A 17,381-nucleotide genomic window follows, 5' to 3' on the forward strand; every position below is an offset into this window, starting at 1 on the left:
ATTAACAGCAAACAATGAGCAATTAGCAATGGCCAATTATCAATTATCTGATGTTGTGGAGTACCGAGCCCGATCGCACATAAATATTTACGATTCCCCAAAGTGCGATCGATTGGCCACTCAAGCAGCGCTGGGGCGACATTTGCGAGTAGTTGACCCCCCCCAGCTTATGAAGGGGGGGAGAAATGGCATAGACTCGGTTGGTGAGGGGGATACAACGGCTGTGATGGTGCGACTGTGCGAAGATGATTATCCGGGATGGCTGGATATTCGAGATGTTGAGTTGCTCGACCCGACAGAAACAGTGTATCATCCTCTGGTGCTTTCTGAGGCAGAAATCAAGGAAAAATTACCAAGAGTAATTACTTTCGCTCGTGAGGCTATGAACCAATCCAATTATTATCTTTGGGGCGGTACAGTGGGCCCTAATTATGATTGTTCGGGCTTGATGCAAGCGGCTTTTGTGGCTGCCGGCATCTGGTTGCCGAGGGATGCTTATCAGCAGGAAGCTTTTACTAAACCTGTTAGTATCAGTGCTTTAGAACCGGGGGATTTAGTATTTTTTGGTACGCCAGAAAAAGCAACTCATGTAGGATTGTATCTCGGAGATAATCGCTACATTCACAGTTCTGGAAAAGCACAAGGTCGCAACGGTATCGGTATCGATGTTTTGTCGGACGATGGCGATCTAGTCAGTCAAGCTTATTACCAGCAATTGCGGGGATATGGTAAAGTTGTGGCAAGTTATCAACCTAATTAGTTGTTGACGGTTGACTGTTGACTGTTGACTGTTAACTAATGACTAATGACTAATGACCAATGACTAATGATTACTGATGTTATCTAACAAAGAAATGGACGCTGCATTATTTTTGGAAAAATTGGCTGCACAGCAGGCTGGCGCTGAGGTTGTTCTCGACGTTTCAGTGGTGGTGCCGGTGTATAATGAGGTGGAAAGTTTGCCTCATTTGATTGAGGCGATCGCCTCTTCTATCCAACCATCTGGACTCAGCTATCAAATTATTTGTGTAGATGACGGTTCTAAGGACGGTTCTGCTGAACTTCTCCAGCAGTTAGCCAGCACTCGCGATGACCTTTGTGCTGTAATTTTGCGCCGCAATTACGGGCAAACTGCTGCCATGTCCGCAGGTTTCGATCGCGCTCGCGGCCGTGCTATTGTTACCCTTGACGGCGATTTGCAAAATGACCCGGCTGATATTCCGCTATTGTTGTCAAAGTTAAATGAAGGCTACGATTTAGTTAGCGGCTGGCGGAAAAATAGGCAAGACAATACTATTAGCCGGTTGATTCCTTCTAAAATTGCTAACTGGTTAATTGGTCGCGTTACAGGCGTAACTTTGCACGACTACGGCTGTTCTTTGAAAGCTTATAAATCCGAGTTGGTAGCAGACTTGAATCTCTACGGGGAATTGCACCGATTTTTGCCTGCTTTGGCGTTTATTGAAGGGGCGAGAATTGCAGAACTGCCTGTGCGACACCACGCCCGCCGTTTCGGTCAAAGTAAGTACGGAATTTGGCGGACTTTTCGCGTGTTGATGGATTTGTTAACTATTTCTTTTATGAAAAAGTTCCTGACTCGACCGATGCACGTTTTTGGACTTTTGGGACTGAGTTCTATGACGTTAGGAACGGTTTTAGGAATTTATTTGACTTTTCTAAAATTGGCTTTTGGTCAAAGTATTGGCAATCGTCCTTTGCTGATTTTGGCTGTGGTTTTGCTGTTAACTGGCGTGCAGTTATTTTGTTTTGGTTTGCTGGCGGAAGTGATGATGCGGACTTATCACGAGTCGCAGGGAAAACCAATTTATCGGGTGCGCGAGGTGTTTGGTTCTAAATAAGGGGTTGATTCCAATTAGACTAGGTGATAAAAAAAGGAAAAGTTGTGAGTTTTAAGTTAAATCATTTAAAACTCAAAACTCAAAACTACTTCCTAATCTTCAATTCTCTTATCTAAAATCTCAAATCTCAAATCTAAAATTGAGTGACTTTTTGAGCTTGTCGGAGAGATTGAATAGTTGCGATCGCGTGTTCGGCGACTGCATCTATTTCTGCTTCGGTATTGAACCGGCCAATACCAAACCGAATTGAAGCGTAAGCTAATTTGTCCGATCGCCCGATCGCTGCTAAAACATGAGATGGCGATATTTTTGCGGAAGTGCAAGCAGATCCCGAAGAAACTGCCGCCGCCGGTTGCAAACCCAACATCAACGCTTGACCGTCAACCCCCCCTACACTAATATTGAGATTCCCCGGCAATCTCTTAGTAGCGTGACCGTTGAGAAAAACATCGCCCAATTCACTCAAGTTTTCCCACAAACGCTGCCGCAAATTAACCACTCGTTCTGTTTCCGACGGCATTTCTGCAATTGCCAATTCTACTGCTTTGGCAAACCCAACTATTTGCGGTGGGTAGAGAGTACCCGATCGCATTCCCCGTTCGTGGCCTCCTCCGTGCATCTGCGGCGCTAGCTGCACTCTTGGTTTGTTGCGGCGCACGTAGAGAGCACCGATCCCTTTTGGCCCGTAGATTTTGTGGGCTGTCAAGGACATTAGATCGATATTCATCTCCTCTACGTCGAGGGGAATTTTGCCTATCGCCTGTGCCGCATCTGTGTGAAAAAGAATGTCATTTCCGCGACAAATTGCAGCAATTTCTGCGATCGGCTGGATGACGCCAATTTCGTTGTTAGCCGTCATCACTGAAACTAAAATTGTCTCGGCGCGAATCGCTTTGATCAAATCGCCTATATCAATCAGCCCGTCGCTTTTTACCGGTAAAACAGTAATGTCAAACCCCAATTTTTGCAAATAGGTACAGGGGTCGAGAATTGCATTGTGTTCGGTTTTTACTGTGATAATGTGCTTTCCTTTACTGAAATAAGCTTCAGCGATGCCTTTAATCGCTAAGTTATTTGCTTCGCTGGCGCCGCTGGTAAAAACAATTTCTTCTGGGGAGGCGTTGATCGCTTCGGCTATGATTTGTCGTGACTGTTTTACCGCTGCTTCTGCTTCCCAGCCGTAGACGTGGTTTATGCTGGCTGCGTTGCCGAACTGTTCGGTGAAATACGGCATCATCGCATCAAGTACCCGTGGATCTACGGGGGTTGTGGCGTGATTGTCGAGGTATATAGGACGTGCGGACATAGTGCAGGGTTGGGTGAAAAAAGTGTTAGGTTTATTGTAGACGAGCCCTTTGTTCTACAACAAAACTTTATAATTAACATATATTTGTAAAGATTTATGCGAGCTGACATTCAGGGATTAGAAATTACTCTCGGTGAGCTCAAGCACCTCACCGGCGCAGGGCCCGATCGCGTATACCGGCCGCCGACAGCGACTAAGTTTGCCCGCGAAGCTTTGAAAACAGTCGGTTTAATTGTTTTGGTTCTCATCAGTTGTTGGCTGCTGGTTGCGATATTTCCTAGAGCTTATTTGTTGTGGTTCGCCCTTCACTTCGCTGCGATAGTTGGTTTAATCTTTGAGGATGCCTGGAAAATTCGGTGCAGCCAGCAAAACCAACATTTAATCAATCTTTTTGATGATGTGGAGCGCTATAATGGTATAATCAAAGCGATGGAAATTAATGACAAGATAGAAGATGCTGGCAATGCGAAAGTCAAAATCGGCGATCGCGCAAAAGTAATTCAAGCTTTGCAGCTAATCAGAGACGATTTAGTTCGAGCTTTGAAAACTGAAAGAATTCTTAGGGAAAACAAAAAATTTGTCGCTACTAACTCCGAATTGTTTACCAATAACTTAAAAAATTTGAATGCCCTGCAAATTAGCGATCGAGCCAGCGAACAAGGACGATTGCTCAACGAAGCTTTGCAGGTAGCCGTCGGAGTTCAAGCAGAAATGAAAAAGTTGCAAGAGCGAAACGATGCTAGTTTTAAAAATGGCAAAACTTAGTAGCGTACACGGCTGCGTGCGCCTCTTACCCAGGAGCAATATGCAGCTTGCTGAACCGATCTAACTCAAACACATTTTCCCAATTATAAGTTATGAGAATTGTGAAAAAATATCATAACTATTGTAAATTTTTTCCTGTTACGTAACAGGTAAGGATATCTTGGAAAGGTGACGTTAACAACCAGGTCAGTATGTCTTCTGTTAAACCCAAGATTATAGTTCTCGACGACGATCCGACTGGTTCTCAAACCGTGCACAGTTGCTTGCTGCTGACACGTTGGGACGAAGACACCCTGCGTTTGGGGCTGCGGGACAAGTGCCCGATTTTCTTCATACTGACAAATACTCGATCGCTAACTCCCGAAAAAGCAGCCTCCGTCACCCGCGAAGTGTGCCAAAATCTAAAAAGGGCGATCGCCGCCGAAAAAATCGAAGACTTCCTAATAGTTAGCCGTTCCGATTCTACCCTGCGCGGCCACTATCCCATCGAAACCGACGCGATCGCGGAAGAACTTGGCCCCTTCGACGCCCATTTTCTAATTCCCGCCTTTTTTGAAGGAGGGAGAATGACCCGCCACAGCGTGCACTACCTAATAGTTAACAGCGTCCCGACACCAGTACATCAAACCGAATTTGCCAAAGATTCAGTCTTCGGCTACAGTCACAGTTACCTGCCAGACTATGTAGAAGAAAAAACCAAAGGTCGCATCCCCGCTGATGCAGTCGATCGCATTTTACTCGGAGACATTCGCTACGGAAGTTTAGATCGACTGATGGACATGACAGACAACCAATGTGCGGTTGTTGACGGCCAAAGCCAAGGCGATTTAGACACATTTGCCAAACACATTCTCCATGCAGTCAGTCAAGGCAAAAAGTTTTTATTCCGCAGTGCAGCGAGTATTTTAACATCCTTAGCTGACCTCGGCCCGCAGCCAGTAGCAGCCGAGGAAATGGCAAAATACGTGAGGGATGGCAAACCCGGTGCAGTAATAGTTGGTTCCCACGTTAAGAAAACTACTGAACAATTGGAACGCTTGTTAAAAGAACCCAATATAGTTAGCATTGAAATAGATGTATCTCAGTTGGTAGAAGATTCACCAGAGTATCGCACCCAAATGCTCGATGAAATTCTCGAAAAAGTCCGCACTGCTCATGCAGATGGCAAAACGCCTGTAATTTATACCAGCCGCAAGGAACTCGAATTTGAAAATACCGAAGTCCGGTTAAAATTTGGAGAGGCGGTTTCTGCTTTATTGATGGATATCGTGCGGGGACTGCCTGCAGATATCGGGTTTTTAATTAGCAAGGGCGGCATTACTTCTAATGATGTTTTGAGTACAGGTTTATCGCTGAAAAGTGTCAGGCAAATCGGTCAAATTATTGCCGGTTGTTCGGTGGTGAAAACCGATGCAGCTCATCCTCTGTTTCCCAATTTGCCAGTTGTTTTGTTTCCGGGAAATGTGGGGGATAGCCATGCTTTGGCTACGGTTTACAAGCGGCTGAGCAAGTAGTATAGCTCGACCAATCGCAGATTAACCCAGATGAATTTAGCTTCGAGTCAGGGAGGAGAATGTTCATCTGCGGTTGGTCGATGGGTTTCAATGCTCGATCGAACTTTAGGGCAACTGCCACTGCACGGTCACTTCAAAAAAAATCTTTAGTTTACTTTTCCCTTGCCTAATCGACCCAAGTATGATAGGATAGAGAGTCTGTCCGTAACTAAAGCCGATCGGCCAAGTTGAAAATCGCCTCATCGTTAGGCAGTATCAAAAAAATTAGATTTCTCAAAAATAGTACCTCAGAACTCTACATATAGGGCCAACAGCACCAGAGCTACTGCTATCAGTAGCGTTTCCAGCTTGTATGAGCCTAAATTTTAAAATTAAGTAGAAATTTTCAGATAGTAATTTTCAGCTCAAAGGATTAGCATATAAGGGTGACAGAACATTATCATCCCCTAAACTCATTAAAAGATGGCCATTGGTTCAAGCTGATCTGTGGGGCGAGCTTTCAACACCTGCCTGCTGTACGGAATCTCACCTTGGCTTACACCTTAGCAGGCGCTGACTGTATCGATGTCGCGGCAGATCCCGCCGCCGTCGCCGCAGCGAAAGAAGCCCTACAAGTGGCCAGCGAATTACAGGCAAGAACTCAAAACCGCAGGTTTGGCGGCAAAGGGTTGCCGTTGCTGATGGTGAGTTTAAATGATGGGGAAGACCCGCATTTTCGCAAAGCCGAATTCAACCCAGCCGATTGTCCGGCGGACTGCTGGCGGCCTTGCGAAAAAATATGTCCAGCCGAAGCAATAGTTTTTCAGAGTGCTGGCAGTGGTTTTTCCGGGGTGATAGACCAGCAATGCTATGGCTGCGGTCGCTGTCTGCCGATTTGTCCGAGCCAACTGATTTACACTCGTTCTTACGTGTCTGCTCCCGCCGCGATCGCACCTTTAATCTTGCAATCCGGTGCCGACGCCCTAGAAATCCACACGCAAGTAGGCAGAGAGGCAGATTTTGCGCGACTTTGGTCGAGTATAGCTCCCTGGGTCGGTCAACTCAAGGTAATAGCAATTAGTTGCCCCGATGGAGACGGTTTGATTGATTATTTGCGGACACTCTATCAAATAATTTCCCCCCTTCCTTGTCCCCTAATTTGGCAAACCGACGGTAGGCCAATGAGCGGAGATATCGGAACAGGAACTACCAGAGCCGCGGTCAAACTCGGTCAAAAAGTTTTGGCGGCCCAGTTGCCGGGATACGTGCAACTTGCAGGCGGCACTAATGCTCACACTGTCAGCAAGCTGAGAGCCGACGGACTGATGAAGGATGGCGGGAAAAATTTGTCAGTTCCCCCTGTCCCATACATTGCAGGTGTAGCTTACGGCAGCTATGCCAGGGTTTTGCTATCGCCAATTTTAGAACAATTAGAAACAATGCAGACCGATCGAGCCTATGCCGTTCCGGTGGCAGTGGCGGGGCCAGGAGCCGGAGTTCAAACATCTCGGCTACCTCAGCTCGAAGCCGTCCCAGAACTTCTCTCGGAGGCCGTGAGTTTAGCTTGTTCTCTAGTTTCCCAGCTCAAAGAAATTTAGTCATTGGGAATTGGGAATTGGGAATTGGGAATTGGGCATTGGTACTAATGACTAATGGCTAATGACTAATTACTAATGACCACTGACTAAAAAGTTGAAAACGTCACCGAACACATCGAGGCGAATGCAGATTACAGACGACCTCAACAGATTATTAGACATTGTGCCAGATGAGATCCGGCAGCCCTTAGAGCAGCACCCGCAGCGCAACAATCTCATTGAGATTGTCATGGATTTGGGCCGGCAACCAGAAGCTCGTTTTCCATCCTTGGCCGAACCTCTTTCCCAAACGCCGGTTTCCAAGGCACACCTCAACTATTGCATCGAACGAGTCGGCCACTTCGGTGGCGACAACCGAGCCGGTATCGAGCAAACCCTGCACCGAATTAGCGCCATACGCAACCGCAGCGGCGAGATTATCGGCTTGACTTTGAGGGTGGGCCGCGCTGTGTTCGGGACGATCGGCATTATCCGCGATTTAGTGGAAACCGGTCAGTCAATTTTGATGCTCGGCCGCCCCGGAGTCGGCAAAACCACGGCCCTGCGGGAAATTGCCCGCGTGCTCGCCGATGACTTGGAAAAACGGGTGGTAATCATCGACACCTCCAACGAAATTGCCGGAGATGGAGATATTCCCCACCCAGCGATCGGCAGAGCTCGCAGAATGCAAGTTTCCCGTCCCGAACTCCAGCACCAAGTCATGATCGAAGCAGTGGAAAACCATATGCCGCAAGTGATCGTGATTGACGAAATCGGCACGGAACTCGAAGCTTTGGCGGCTCGGACGATCGCCGAAAGGGGCGTGCAGTTGGTCGGTACCGCCCACGGGAACCGGATCGAAAACTTGATGAAAAACCCGACTCTGGCAGATTTAATTGGGGGCATCCAAGCGGTGACGCTGGGAGATGACGAAGCAAGACGGCGCGGTTCTCAAAAGACGGTTTTGGAGCGCAAAGCACCGCCAACTTTTGAAATTGCCATCGAAATGCTCGAACGCGAGCGCTGGGTAATACACGAGCGAGTTGCAGAGGCGATCGACACTTTGCTGCGGGGACGCGAACCGCACCAGCAAATCAGAAGCGTCAGCGAGAGTGGAGAAGTAATTATCGAGCGCGACTCGCCCGCTCCCCCCGCCCGGTTTCCGGGGATCGCAGCTTCCAGCGGCCCGGCTGCGGTATCGGCAATGCGGCCCGTCACACCGATCTCAGGGTGGCGGAGTGCTGGCAAAATGGTGCCGATGCCCGCTCCCAGCGAGAACTTCGCTGCTAAGAGCGCGCCGGTTTCTGAGACTCGGTATTTCGAGCAACTGCTGGAAGAATCCCTGTCCGTCGAACCAGTACCCAACCCCGGGCGCTATTCCCATAATGTCGGCCCTAACGGCGAAGATTTGCCCCTCCACGTTTATCCTTACGGCATAGCTCGCCACCAGCTCGAACAGGTGATTTCGACGCTGAACCTGCCGGTACTGCTGACGAAGGATATTGAGAGCGCTGACGTGGTTTTGGCTTTGCGATCGAACGTTCGGAACCAGTCGAAATTGAGGCACTTGGCCAAAACTCGCCAAGTTCCCCTGCACACAATTAAGGCCGGCACTATTCCCCACGTAGCGAGAGCTTTGCGGCGCCTGTTAGACATGGATGACCCGGGTACCCCGGAAGTGGCAGACCTCGCCTTATTCGCCCGCAGCGGTTCTTCTGACGAGCTCGAAGCTTTGGAAGAAACGCGCTTAGCAGTCGAGCAAATTGTCATTCCGAAGGGACAGCCGGTGGAACTCCTGCCTCGTTCTCCCAACGTCCGCAAAATGCAGCACGAACTTGTGGAACACTATCACCTGAAATCCCACAGTTTTGGGGAAGAACCCAATCGCCGCTTGCGGATATATCCAGCTTAAAGTTGGAGGTTGAGGGCTTTGAAGGCAGAAGGTAGAAGGCAGAAGGGAGAATTTTTTCCTGGCTTGTGTCTTTTACCTTTTGCCTTTTTCCTTTAAGTAGCTGGCAACTTTCTGATATGATGTTTTGTGACACTGTTCTTGTTAATGCGATCGGCTAAATTCCCGATTTCTAATTCCAAATTCGCCAATTTCCAATTACCACTTCTTCGACTACACGAGCTTACAAGTTACCCAATTCTCAATACTTCAGCTACGCGCTTCCCTTCGGCTCCCTTCGGCTTTGCGAAATGACGAGCCGCGGGCGATCTGCTATCCTCAGCACAAACTCAGCACCAGCTCAGTAAAAGTTGCCATTTCCCAAATTATTAAATGAATCTACCTGAGTTGACATGAATGATTCCATAATTCAGCTATTTATTAACTTAATTACTACTGAAATTGGTGTGCGAATTAGGTTCCAAGAGCGAGATGGTTTGTGTCATAAAATTATGACTAGAATGAGAGAAAAAAACATCGCAGAACCAGAAAAATATTATAAACTTTTAACCGCCAAAACTTTTGAAAGTAAATATGAATGGGCAGAATTAATAGTGCTCTTAACAATAAGTGAAAGTTATTTTATGCGAGATCAAGGACAATTTGATCTGTTGAAAAAAGTAATTTTTCCTGAATTGATAGAGCAGAAAAGAAACTTGCACAAGACCTTCGGAATGCAGCCGACACTGCGAATCTGGAGTGCGGGCTGCTCCACCGGTGAAGAACCTTATTCTTTAGCTATTGTTTTAAAACAGTTGATTCCCGATTGGGAACAATGGAAAATATTAATTTTAGGTACAGATATCAATGAAAAAGTAATTAAAAAAGCGCCCCAGGGAGTTTACAGTCATTGGTCGTTTCGCCTGGTTGAATCGCAGATACAAAAGCAGTATTTTCATCAGAGGCAAAATGATTGGCAAATTAATCAAGAATTGCGCCAAAGTGTAACCTTTAGCTGTGTAAATTTAATCACAGATGAGTTTCCTAATATTTACCACAATATTTATAACATAGACTTAATTTTGTGTAGAAACGTTTTTGTGTATTTTGAACATAAGTATATTTCACTGGTACTGAAAAAATTTTCCAATACCCTGAGACCTGGAGGATATTTAATGACCGGTCACGCTGAAGTTTACGGTCAAATTATGAACGAGTTTCAACCCAAGATTTTTCCGGAGTCGGTGGTTTATCAGCGTCGGGATGCAGTAGCGGAGGAAGGCTGTCAAATAGAGTCTAGGGTTGCGACGGTAGGGGAAGCCAACTCGGCATTTTGGGAATTCCCCAAACCAGATACTGTGGGGGATGATAGTGGGGAGTTGCTAACAGGAAAAACGAGGCTACCTAGTGTTACTAACAGCAATTTTCCAGAGATGCCGCCCGTATTAACAATAAGTAATCCGCTGTGGAAGATACTGCGCTCTCGCTATCGGGAGGACGGATTGGGGAACAATGCCGTGTCAGTTACACAAAAAATAATAGCAGAAAATACTCAAAATAAAACGCCTCAAATGCTAATTTTAGAGGCTAAACAATTATTTAAAAATCAAGATTATGCTGAGGCAATTCACAAGGCACAAGAGTCAATAGACTTGCAGGGGCATAATTTTGATGCTTATTTTTTAATCGCTCAAGTTCAGGCAAATGCCGGCAATTATTCTCAGGCAATAGAATACTGTAATCGAGCTAGAAAAGTAGATCCTGGTTCAGTATTTACTGATTATTTACAAGCTCACATTGCTGAAGAACAGGGGCAATTGGAAACAGCAAAAGTTTTATTAAAAAGGACTATTTATATGTGTCCATCTTTTGTTTCAGCTTATATAGAACTAGGGAATATATACAATAAAGAAGGTCAAGTAAAAAGAGCGATTAAAATGTACAATTCATCTTGTGAAATCCTGAAAGCACTACCGCAACACACTCCCATAGATTCACAGGGCAAAATGACAGCTAATCAAGTGCTGGTGGATGTTAAAAAAAAGTTGTTAAGATTATACAGTAAAGAAACTGTACACTAAAATATGGACACTAAACCGTATCTTATCTTTGAACAGAACGGTTTTCTCTGCGGTATAGAAGCCTGTTATGTTCGGGAAATTTTCTTTCTGCCGGAGTTGACAGCAATTGCAGAAGCACCTGAAGATATTGTTGGGGCGATCGACCTTCGGGGCGAAATTCTGCCCGTGATGGATCTGAATCTGCGCTTTGGATACGCTTGGCAGGAGTATGCTGTGACAGATAGTACGATCGTCATCGAGTGGCAAGAATTGAAAGTCGGCATAATTGTCAATCAAGTTCGCGAAGTTAAGGAACTCTCAGAAGATGCCATCACTTCGCAGTTATCTTACGGGCGAGACAATTCAGAAGCCTCTCATCATTTTGTAGCTGGATTTGCCCGCTGCGAAGCCGATATTATCATGCTGCTAAATCTCGATCACTTAATTCGATATTCTCCCGAAAAGTCAGAGAAAAGCTGGCCTGTTTCTCCAAGCAATGCAGGTAATCAACAAACAGCAGGTGAGTCGGATACGGAAAGTTTACAGTGGCCAATAAATGCAAACTTGTTAGGCAAAAATCCTCAAATTTTGAGCAATCGTCACGTTTTTCGCCCGCAGGCTACCCCGGAAGAAAAAGCAATTTTTCAATCGCGGACTAATAATTTGAGGCGGCGAGGCGAGGGGGAAAATGATGCTGCAATTAATATGTCCCTGGCGGTGTTTGTTTTGAATGGTGAATACTTTGGTATTCCTTTGGATGTAGTGCGCGAATTTACTGATATTAACCAAGTAACTCCGGTTCCTTGCACTCCCGATCGCATAGTGGGGAATATGAATTTACGGGGAGAAATTTTGACGCTAATTGATATTCGCAGTGTTTTAAATATGTCTTTAAATATGTCGGAGGCGGCAAATTATCTGTCTAAGGCGATCGTTGTTGAAGTGGCGGATTTGGTCGCTGGTATAGTTGTTGACGAAATATTAGATATTATATATTTAAATGTGTCGGAAATGGCGGCTGTTCCGGCAGCACTGCATTCTGCTAACCGCGAATATCTACGGGGGACAGCTATTTACGGAGAAAAAATGATGGCTATTCTGAACTTGCAAAAACTGCTCACAAAAGGAGGAGTAGTTGTTGATGAAGAGGTTTGAATCAAGAACAAGACTTACGCAAACCATATGTTTCATGAGTCAAGTGAACCATCGGGCTTGATACTTCATTTCCTTCGCAATCCCGATCCAACGCAGAGATCGGGACTGGTAACGAGCGGGACTCAGCCTGAGAGGATTATCTTGAAATGCGTCCAGGACTAAAGAAGTTAGTTATACCAAATCTGCTTTTCAAGCGCTATTTGACAAAGGAACCTAATTCGTGTAGGCACTTGCTTAAATCAAGGAGAAAAATATGTTTGCTAAAATAAACCACTTAAACATTAGAAACAAGATGCTGTTCGGATATCTAGCACCAGCCGCTATATACTTAGGGTTTCCCGTATTAGTTATTGCTACTACAAATCAGGTGTTTAAAAATATACAAGAAACGGAAAGGGTACAGCAGGTAGTCGAGGAAATAAGTAATATATCGCTAGGTGGGGAGCAAATGGTACGGGGGCTGCGCGGGTATTTAATTAATAATAAAAATCAGCAGTTTTTAAAGGATTTTCAAGCAGGTGCAGAGTTGGCTCGTCAGTCGGCGAATAATATAGAGAATACAGTTAAAGATCCAGAACAGAGAACCCGTTTGCAAAGGATGCGAGAGCTACTCAATCAATATTATGATGCTTGTAATGAAGACATTGTTCGCTTACTGCAGCAAAATCAGACAGCGAAAGCTATGGCTGTATTTAATACAGGGAAGTACACAAATTTTCTGAATGATTTTTTAAAAGTGAACGGGGAATTTCGGGAAACAGAATTAAGTATCTTTAAGCAAAAAACGAAAATGACGAAGGAAGCTTTAACCTTTTTGGTATCGACGCTGCTGGTTGGTTCGGTGCTGTTAGTGGTGTTTGGTGCGGGCATAGCTTGGCTGATTTCGTCAGGAATTGCCCAAACTATCGATCGGGCAATTAGCTCGATCGCCTCTTCTTCCACTGAGATTGCAGCCACCGTGGAACAACAGGAACGTATGGCAAGTCAGCAAGCAGCTTCAGTAAATCAAACTACTACTACAATGGACGAATTGGGAGCCTCTTCCAGGGCGACATCACAGCAGATCGAAACCGCCGTGGCTCAAGCAATGCAAGCCTTGAATTTAGCTGGAGGTGGCACAAAAGCTGTAGAACAAACTTTAGAAGCAATGGCAATTTTGAAAACTAAAGTTCAGGATATCCAAGGACAAATTATAGAGTTGAGCGAGCAAACAGATCACATTGGTAATATCTCAACTGTAGTTAGCGATTTGGCGAATCAGACTAATATGTTAGCACTCAATGCTGCTGTTGAAGCAGTCCGGGCCGGAGAACACGGCAAGGGGTTTGGTGTGGTGGCGTCAGAAATTCGCAAACTTGCAGATCGCAGTAAAAAATCAGGAGCACAAATTAATCTATTAGTTGCGGATATTCAAAGGGCAATTAACTCAACGGTAATGGCGACAGACGAAGGGACTAAAACTGTGGAATCGGGCGTGAATATTGCCTCAGAAACGGCAGCAGCATTTGCAGGAGTTGCCAATGCCATTAACAATGTGGTTTTGAGTTCTCAGCAAATTTCGCTGAATGCCCAACAGCAATCGATCGCGATCGAACAGGTAGTGCAAGCTATGAACTCCCTCAATCAAGCCGCAGCCCAAACCGCTTGCGGTATCAGTCAAACTAAAGTCGGCACTCAAAAATTGAATGAAGCTGCCTTAGATTTGAAAGCAGTTTTGTAGGAGAGCGATGAATTATGAGTAGTTCCCCAAAAAGGCCAAATATATCCTTAAAAATTAAAGCAATTACTTTGGCGATTTGTCGCGGTACAATTCCAGCGATATTAACGGGAGTAATAAATTTTATATTAGCAAATCATAACCTAATCTCCTATCGTTTTCGGTTGCATCGGAATGATACCGACGACACGGCTTGACCTAAGTCCCTACCCCGATCAATTGTAGGGGCACGGCACTGCGGCGTCCTGACTGTGGGTAATATTAATTCCGATGTTACCTGAGTTGATATCCAATCTGCACTGTAGTTAGTTATGATTTGTGAGTTATTATTTGGGAGTTGTTTTTTTTTATTTACTACCCATTCTCCATTCCCTATACTTCTGCTACGCACGCTTACCAGTTCCCTATTGTCTATACTTAGACTATGGGAGCGTACAAGTTACCAGTAACCAATTCCCAGTAACCAATGATTAACCCTTTTTTCCAAAAAATGCAGCCTCGACCAGAGCCGGGGAGTACGGTAAAGGTTTTGGGGTGGTAGCAAGCAAAATTCGTAAGTTAGCAGATGAAAGCCAACAAGCAGCCCAAAAGATTAATGGTATTATTCCAGAAATTAAGGGCGCGATCGACTCGACGGTGAAAGCAAGTGAAGATAGTCGCAAAACGGTTGCAGCAGGGGTGAAAATAGCACAAGATACGGCAGCAGCTTTTATGGGTGTGAGGGAACCTTGCAATCTTGTGTTTGCTAGCAACCAGCAAATTTCTTTTAATGTTAAGCTAAGCAGCAGACCCTCGCGATTCAGCAAGTAGGTGATGCGATGATTTCTCTGAAGGAATGTGCGTCTCAAACTGTCAGCGGCATTACTCAAGTTACAATCGGTACTCAACAACTCACAGAAGCTGCATTTAATCTTAAAGAAGTAGTGTAGTCATTAGTCATTAGTCATTAGCAATCGACTGAGTATGCAACATAATTATCATTACCAATTACCAGTGATTTCTGCTCAATTACCTATTAGTCAAAAACATATATGATGATTGAAGATCAAGAACTGCGAGATGTATTTAAAGTCGCTAGTCAAGAACACTTACAGAAATTAGACGACGGATTGCTGTACTTAGAACAACATCCGGCCGACTTAGCTAAGTTAGAACACTTATTGCGGGAAACCCATTCTCTTAAAGGTGATGCGGGGATGCTGGGAGTAAAAAATGTAGCATCTTTAGCTCATCAAATGGAGCATCTTTTGGAAGCGATCCAGCGGGGAGAAACTCAACTGAATTCGGATATTAGCGATCGACTTTTGCAAGGTTTAGACGCCATGCGGAAACTCGTTAACGAAGCCGTTACGGGCGAAGATTCCGGCGTTAATACATTTTACATCCTCGCTAGCATGATGGGTGCTTCTAGTCAGCCACAGCGACAGGCTGCAGCCTCAATAGTAGCTCCCTCATCTTCACAAGTACCAGAACAGCCGTTGGTAGAACCGCCATTTACTGAGCCTCCTACCCAAGAACTAGAAACCAATGTTGAAACTTCTGAAGTCCTTAACTTAGAGACAAATTCCTCTTTTTTACCCATACAATCCCCGCCCGAATTTCTACTGCAATCTCAAAACTTGGCGGCACCTTCTGGACCCGCCGCTACGTCTGCTTCGCAGTCGGCAGTTACTGCATCCTCAACCTCATCTTACCGCATTGAAACCATTCGCGTTGCTACTCAAAATTTAGACGATTTAATGACTCAAGCAGGGGAACTTGCTGTCACAAAAACTCGGCTAGGACACCGAGTTGCAGAGATCGAACAAATTGCAACTTTGTGGGAAGAGTGGAGCAGAGAATATTTTGTAACGAGCTTGACTGTCGATCGGATGCCAATAGATGACAACGGTATTAAAGCCAACGGTAAATTTAGCCAATTGCAGGATTACTATCAACGTACAGAAGAACGTTTAGAACGTCTCGGAACTTTAGTCAACCGCTTGAGAAATCGAGTTTATGAAGATACTGCCAGACTCGAATTAATCGCTGAGGCATTAGAATCAGGAATTCGCACTCTGAGACTGCTGCCTTTGTCTACTATTTTTAATTTATTTCCTCGAACTGTTCGAGACTTAGCAAAACGGGAAGGTAAAGAAGTCGCATTAGTGATTGAAGGAGGCGAAACTACAGCAGATAAACGCATTTTAGAGGAAATGAAAGACCCTTTAATGCACATGATTAGAAATGCGATCGACCACGGTATTGAAACTGTTGAAGAGCGGGAAAAAATAGGTAAACATCCCGTGGCTACTCTCCGCATTAAAGGCTATAATATTGCTAGCAATATTATTATTGAAGTTGCTGATGATGGTCGAGGACTCAATTTAGAGAACATTAAACAAACGGCTATAAAACGTAATATTTGTACGCGCGAACAACTGGCAGAAATGACCGAGAATCAAGTACAATCTTTAATTTTTAGTCCTGGTTTTTCGACCAAAAATTTTGTTACAGAAGTATCGGGGCGCGGGGTAGGTTTAGATGTAGTTCGCACTAATGTTGAAGCCCTAAAAGGTAGTATTCAAGTAGAGTCATTACCGGGGAAAGGATGCACCTTGAGGCTGCAAATAAGCACGTCTTTAGCTACAGCAAATGTATTAATTGTAGTAGTTGAAGACATTCCTTATGCTCTGCCAGTCGAGTTTGTAGAGACGGCCCAACAGGTGTCTCAGTCTGAGATATTTGCTATAGAAGGTAAGGAAACTATACTTTCCAACGGTCAGCCTCTGTCAGTTGCTCATCTGAGAGATTTACTAGAATTAAACCATAGACAAGGTTGGCCAAAAAATCGATATTTGAGACAGGAAACCGGGAGCGAAATTCTGAGAAAAAATTCCCCAGACTTCCTCAATTCAACTTATTCAAAAATGCCTTGTATTGTTTTGAAAGTTGGGGAGGAAAGATTGGGATTATTGGTAGATGCTTTGATAGACGAACAGGATGTGGTGATGAAACCTCAAAGTCAGTTGCTGAAACGGGTGCGAAATGTTTCGGGTGCCACAATTCTGGGTACTGGGGAAGTTTGTATGATACTCAATCCCCACGATTTGATAAAATCTGTACGCCAGCAAGTTTCGTCCCGTGGGGTTTCTGGTGCGCGATCGCAACTTGAGACTGCCACCAGAAAACAAGTTATACTCTTAGCAGAAGACTCGATCGCCACGCGCACTCAAGAAAAGCGCATTTTGGAAGGTGCGGGTTACGAAGTTGTGACAGCGGTAGACGGATTGGATGCTTTCCATAAATTAAAAACTCGCCATTTTGATGCTGTGATTTCTGACGTACAAATGCCAAATTTAGACGGTTTGACCCTGACTGTTAAGATTCGGGAGCAAAAAGAATACAGTGAGTTACCGATAATTTTAGTAACATCTTTGGCATCCGATGAAGATAGAAAAAGAGGAGCTGATGCGGGAGCAAATGCTTATATTCCTAAAGGGACTTTCAATCAAGATGTGCTCATAGAGACACTAAACAGGTTAGTTTAGTCATTAGTCCTTAGTTATTAGCCATTTCTTA

Annotated in this window: 11 protein-coding genes and 1 pseudogene; 11 read left to right on the plus strand and 1 reads right to left on the minus strand. The window is 45.0% G+C overall.

All coding sequences use genetic code 11. The annotated features are described in order from the left end of the window. The first annotated feature begins 28 nt into the window (after positions 1-28). Both QUA62_RS15845 and QUA62_RS15850 read left to right on the plus strand, forming a co-directional pair. Positions 29-760: a C40 family peptidase gene (locus tag QUA62_RS15845; RefSeq protein WP_333405299.1), complete on the plus strand. Its 732-nt coding sequence runs from the start codon at positions 29-31 to the stop codon at positions 758-760. Between the two features lie 76 nt (positions 761-836). After that, positions 837-1,859 carry a glycosyltransferase family 2 protein gene (locus tag QUA62_RS15850; RefSeq protein ID WP_445243820.1) on the plus strand — a complete coding sequence of 341 codons (1,023 nt, stop codon included), beginning with the start codon at positions 837-839 and terminating at the stop codon, positions 1,857-1,859. 133 nt (positions 1,860-1,992) lie between these two features. Here QUA62_RS15850 and QUA62_RS15855 read toward each other — a convergent pair whose 3' ends face one another. Beyond that, complete coding sequence (locus QUA62_RS15855) at positions 1,993-3,165, minus strand: IscS subfamily cysteine desulfurase (protein ID WP_333405301.1); 1,173 nt, start codon at positions 3,163-3,165, stop codon at positions 1,993-1,995. Between the two features lie 96 nt (positions 3,166-3,261). Between QUA62_RS15855 and QUA62_RS15860 the strand changes: the two genes are divergently transcribed. The 9 genes and pseudogenes from QUA62_RS15860 to QUA62_RS15900 all read left to right on the plus strand — a co-directional run bounded on the left by QUA62_RS15860 (position 3,262) and on the right by QUA62_RS15900 (position 17,350). Next, a complete protein-coding gene (locus QUA62_RS15860; protein WP_333405303.1) occupies positions 3,262-3,930 on the plus strand; it encodes a hypothetical protein in 669 nt (222 codons plus the stop codon). A gap of 191 nt (positions 3,931-4,121) precedes the next feature. Then, positions 4,122-5,444, plus strand: coding sequence for a four-carbon acid sugar kinase family protein (locus tag QUA62_RS15865; RefSeq protein ID WP_333405305.1), 1,323 nt, complete (start codon positions 4,122-4,124; stop codon positions 5,442-5,444). A 425-nt stretch (positions 5,445-5,869) separates the two neighbouring features. Beyond that, a complete protein-coding gene (gene ldpA, locus QUA62_RS15870; RefSeq protein WP_333405307.1) occupies positions 5,870-7,021 on the plus strand; it encodes a circadian clock protein LdpA in 1,152 nt (383 codons plus the stop codon). A 124-nt stretch (positions 7,022-7,145) separates the two neighbouring features. Then, complete coding sequence (locus tag QUA62_RS15875; RefSeq protein WP_333405309.1) at positions 7,146-8,912, plus strand: R3H domain-containing nucleic acid-binding protein; 1,767 nt, start codon at positions 7,146-7,148, stop codon at positions 8,910-8,912. A 497-nt stretch (positions 8,913-9,409) separates the two neighbouring features. After that, a complete protein-coding gene (locus QUA62_RS15880; protein WP_333405311.1) occupies positions 9,410-10,969 on the plus strand; it encodes a CheR family methyltransferase in 1,560 nt (519 codons plus the stop codon). A gap of 3 nt (positions 10,970-10,972) precedes the next feature. Continuing rightward, the gene (locus QUA62_RS15885) at positions 10,973-12,103 is read left to right on the plus strand and encodes a chemotaxis protein CheW (RefSeq protein ID WP_190657291.1); all 1,131 of its coding nucleotides are present in this window, start codon (positions 10,973-10,975) and stop codon (positions 12,101-12,103) included. A gap of 253 nt (positions 12,104-12,356) precedes the next feature. Then, positions 12,357-13,823 carry a methyl-accepting chemotaxis protein gene (locus tag QUA62_RS15890; protein WP_333405313.1) on the plus strand — a complete coding sequence of 489 codons (1,467 nt, stop codon included), beginning with the start codon at positions 12,357-12,359 and terminating at the stop codon, positions 13,821-13,823. 507 nt (positions 13,824-14,330) lie between these two features. After that, positions 14,331-14,630, plus strand: a pseudogene (locus QUA62_RS15895) (methyl-accepting chemotaxis protein); the annotation flags it as partial. Between the two features lie 221 nt (positions 14,631-14,851). Next, a complete protein-coding gene (locus QUA62_RS15900; RefSeq protein ID WP_445301669.1) occupies positions 14,852-17,350 on the plus strand; it encodes a hybrid sensor histidine kinase/response regulator in 2,499 nt (832 codons plus the stop codon). Positions 17,351-17,381 lie beyond the last annotated feature (31 nt).

The sequence above is a fragment of the Microcoleus sp. MON1_C1 genome, assembly GCF_036701945.1.
Lineage (GTDB): Bacteria > Cyanobacteriota > Cyanobacteriia > Cyanobacteriales > Microcoleaceae > Microcoleus.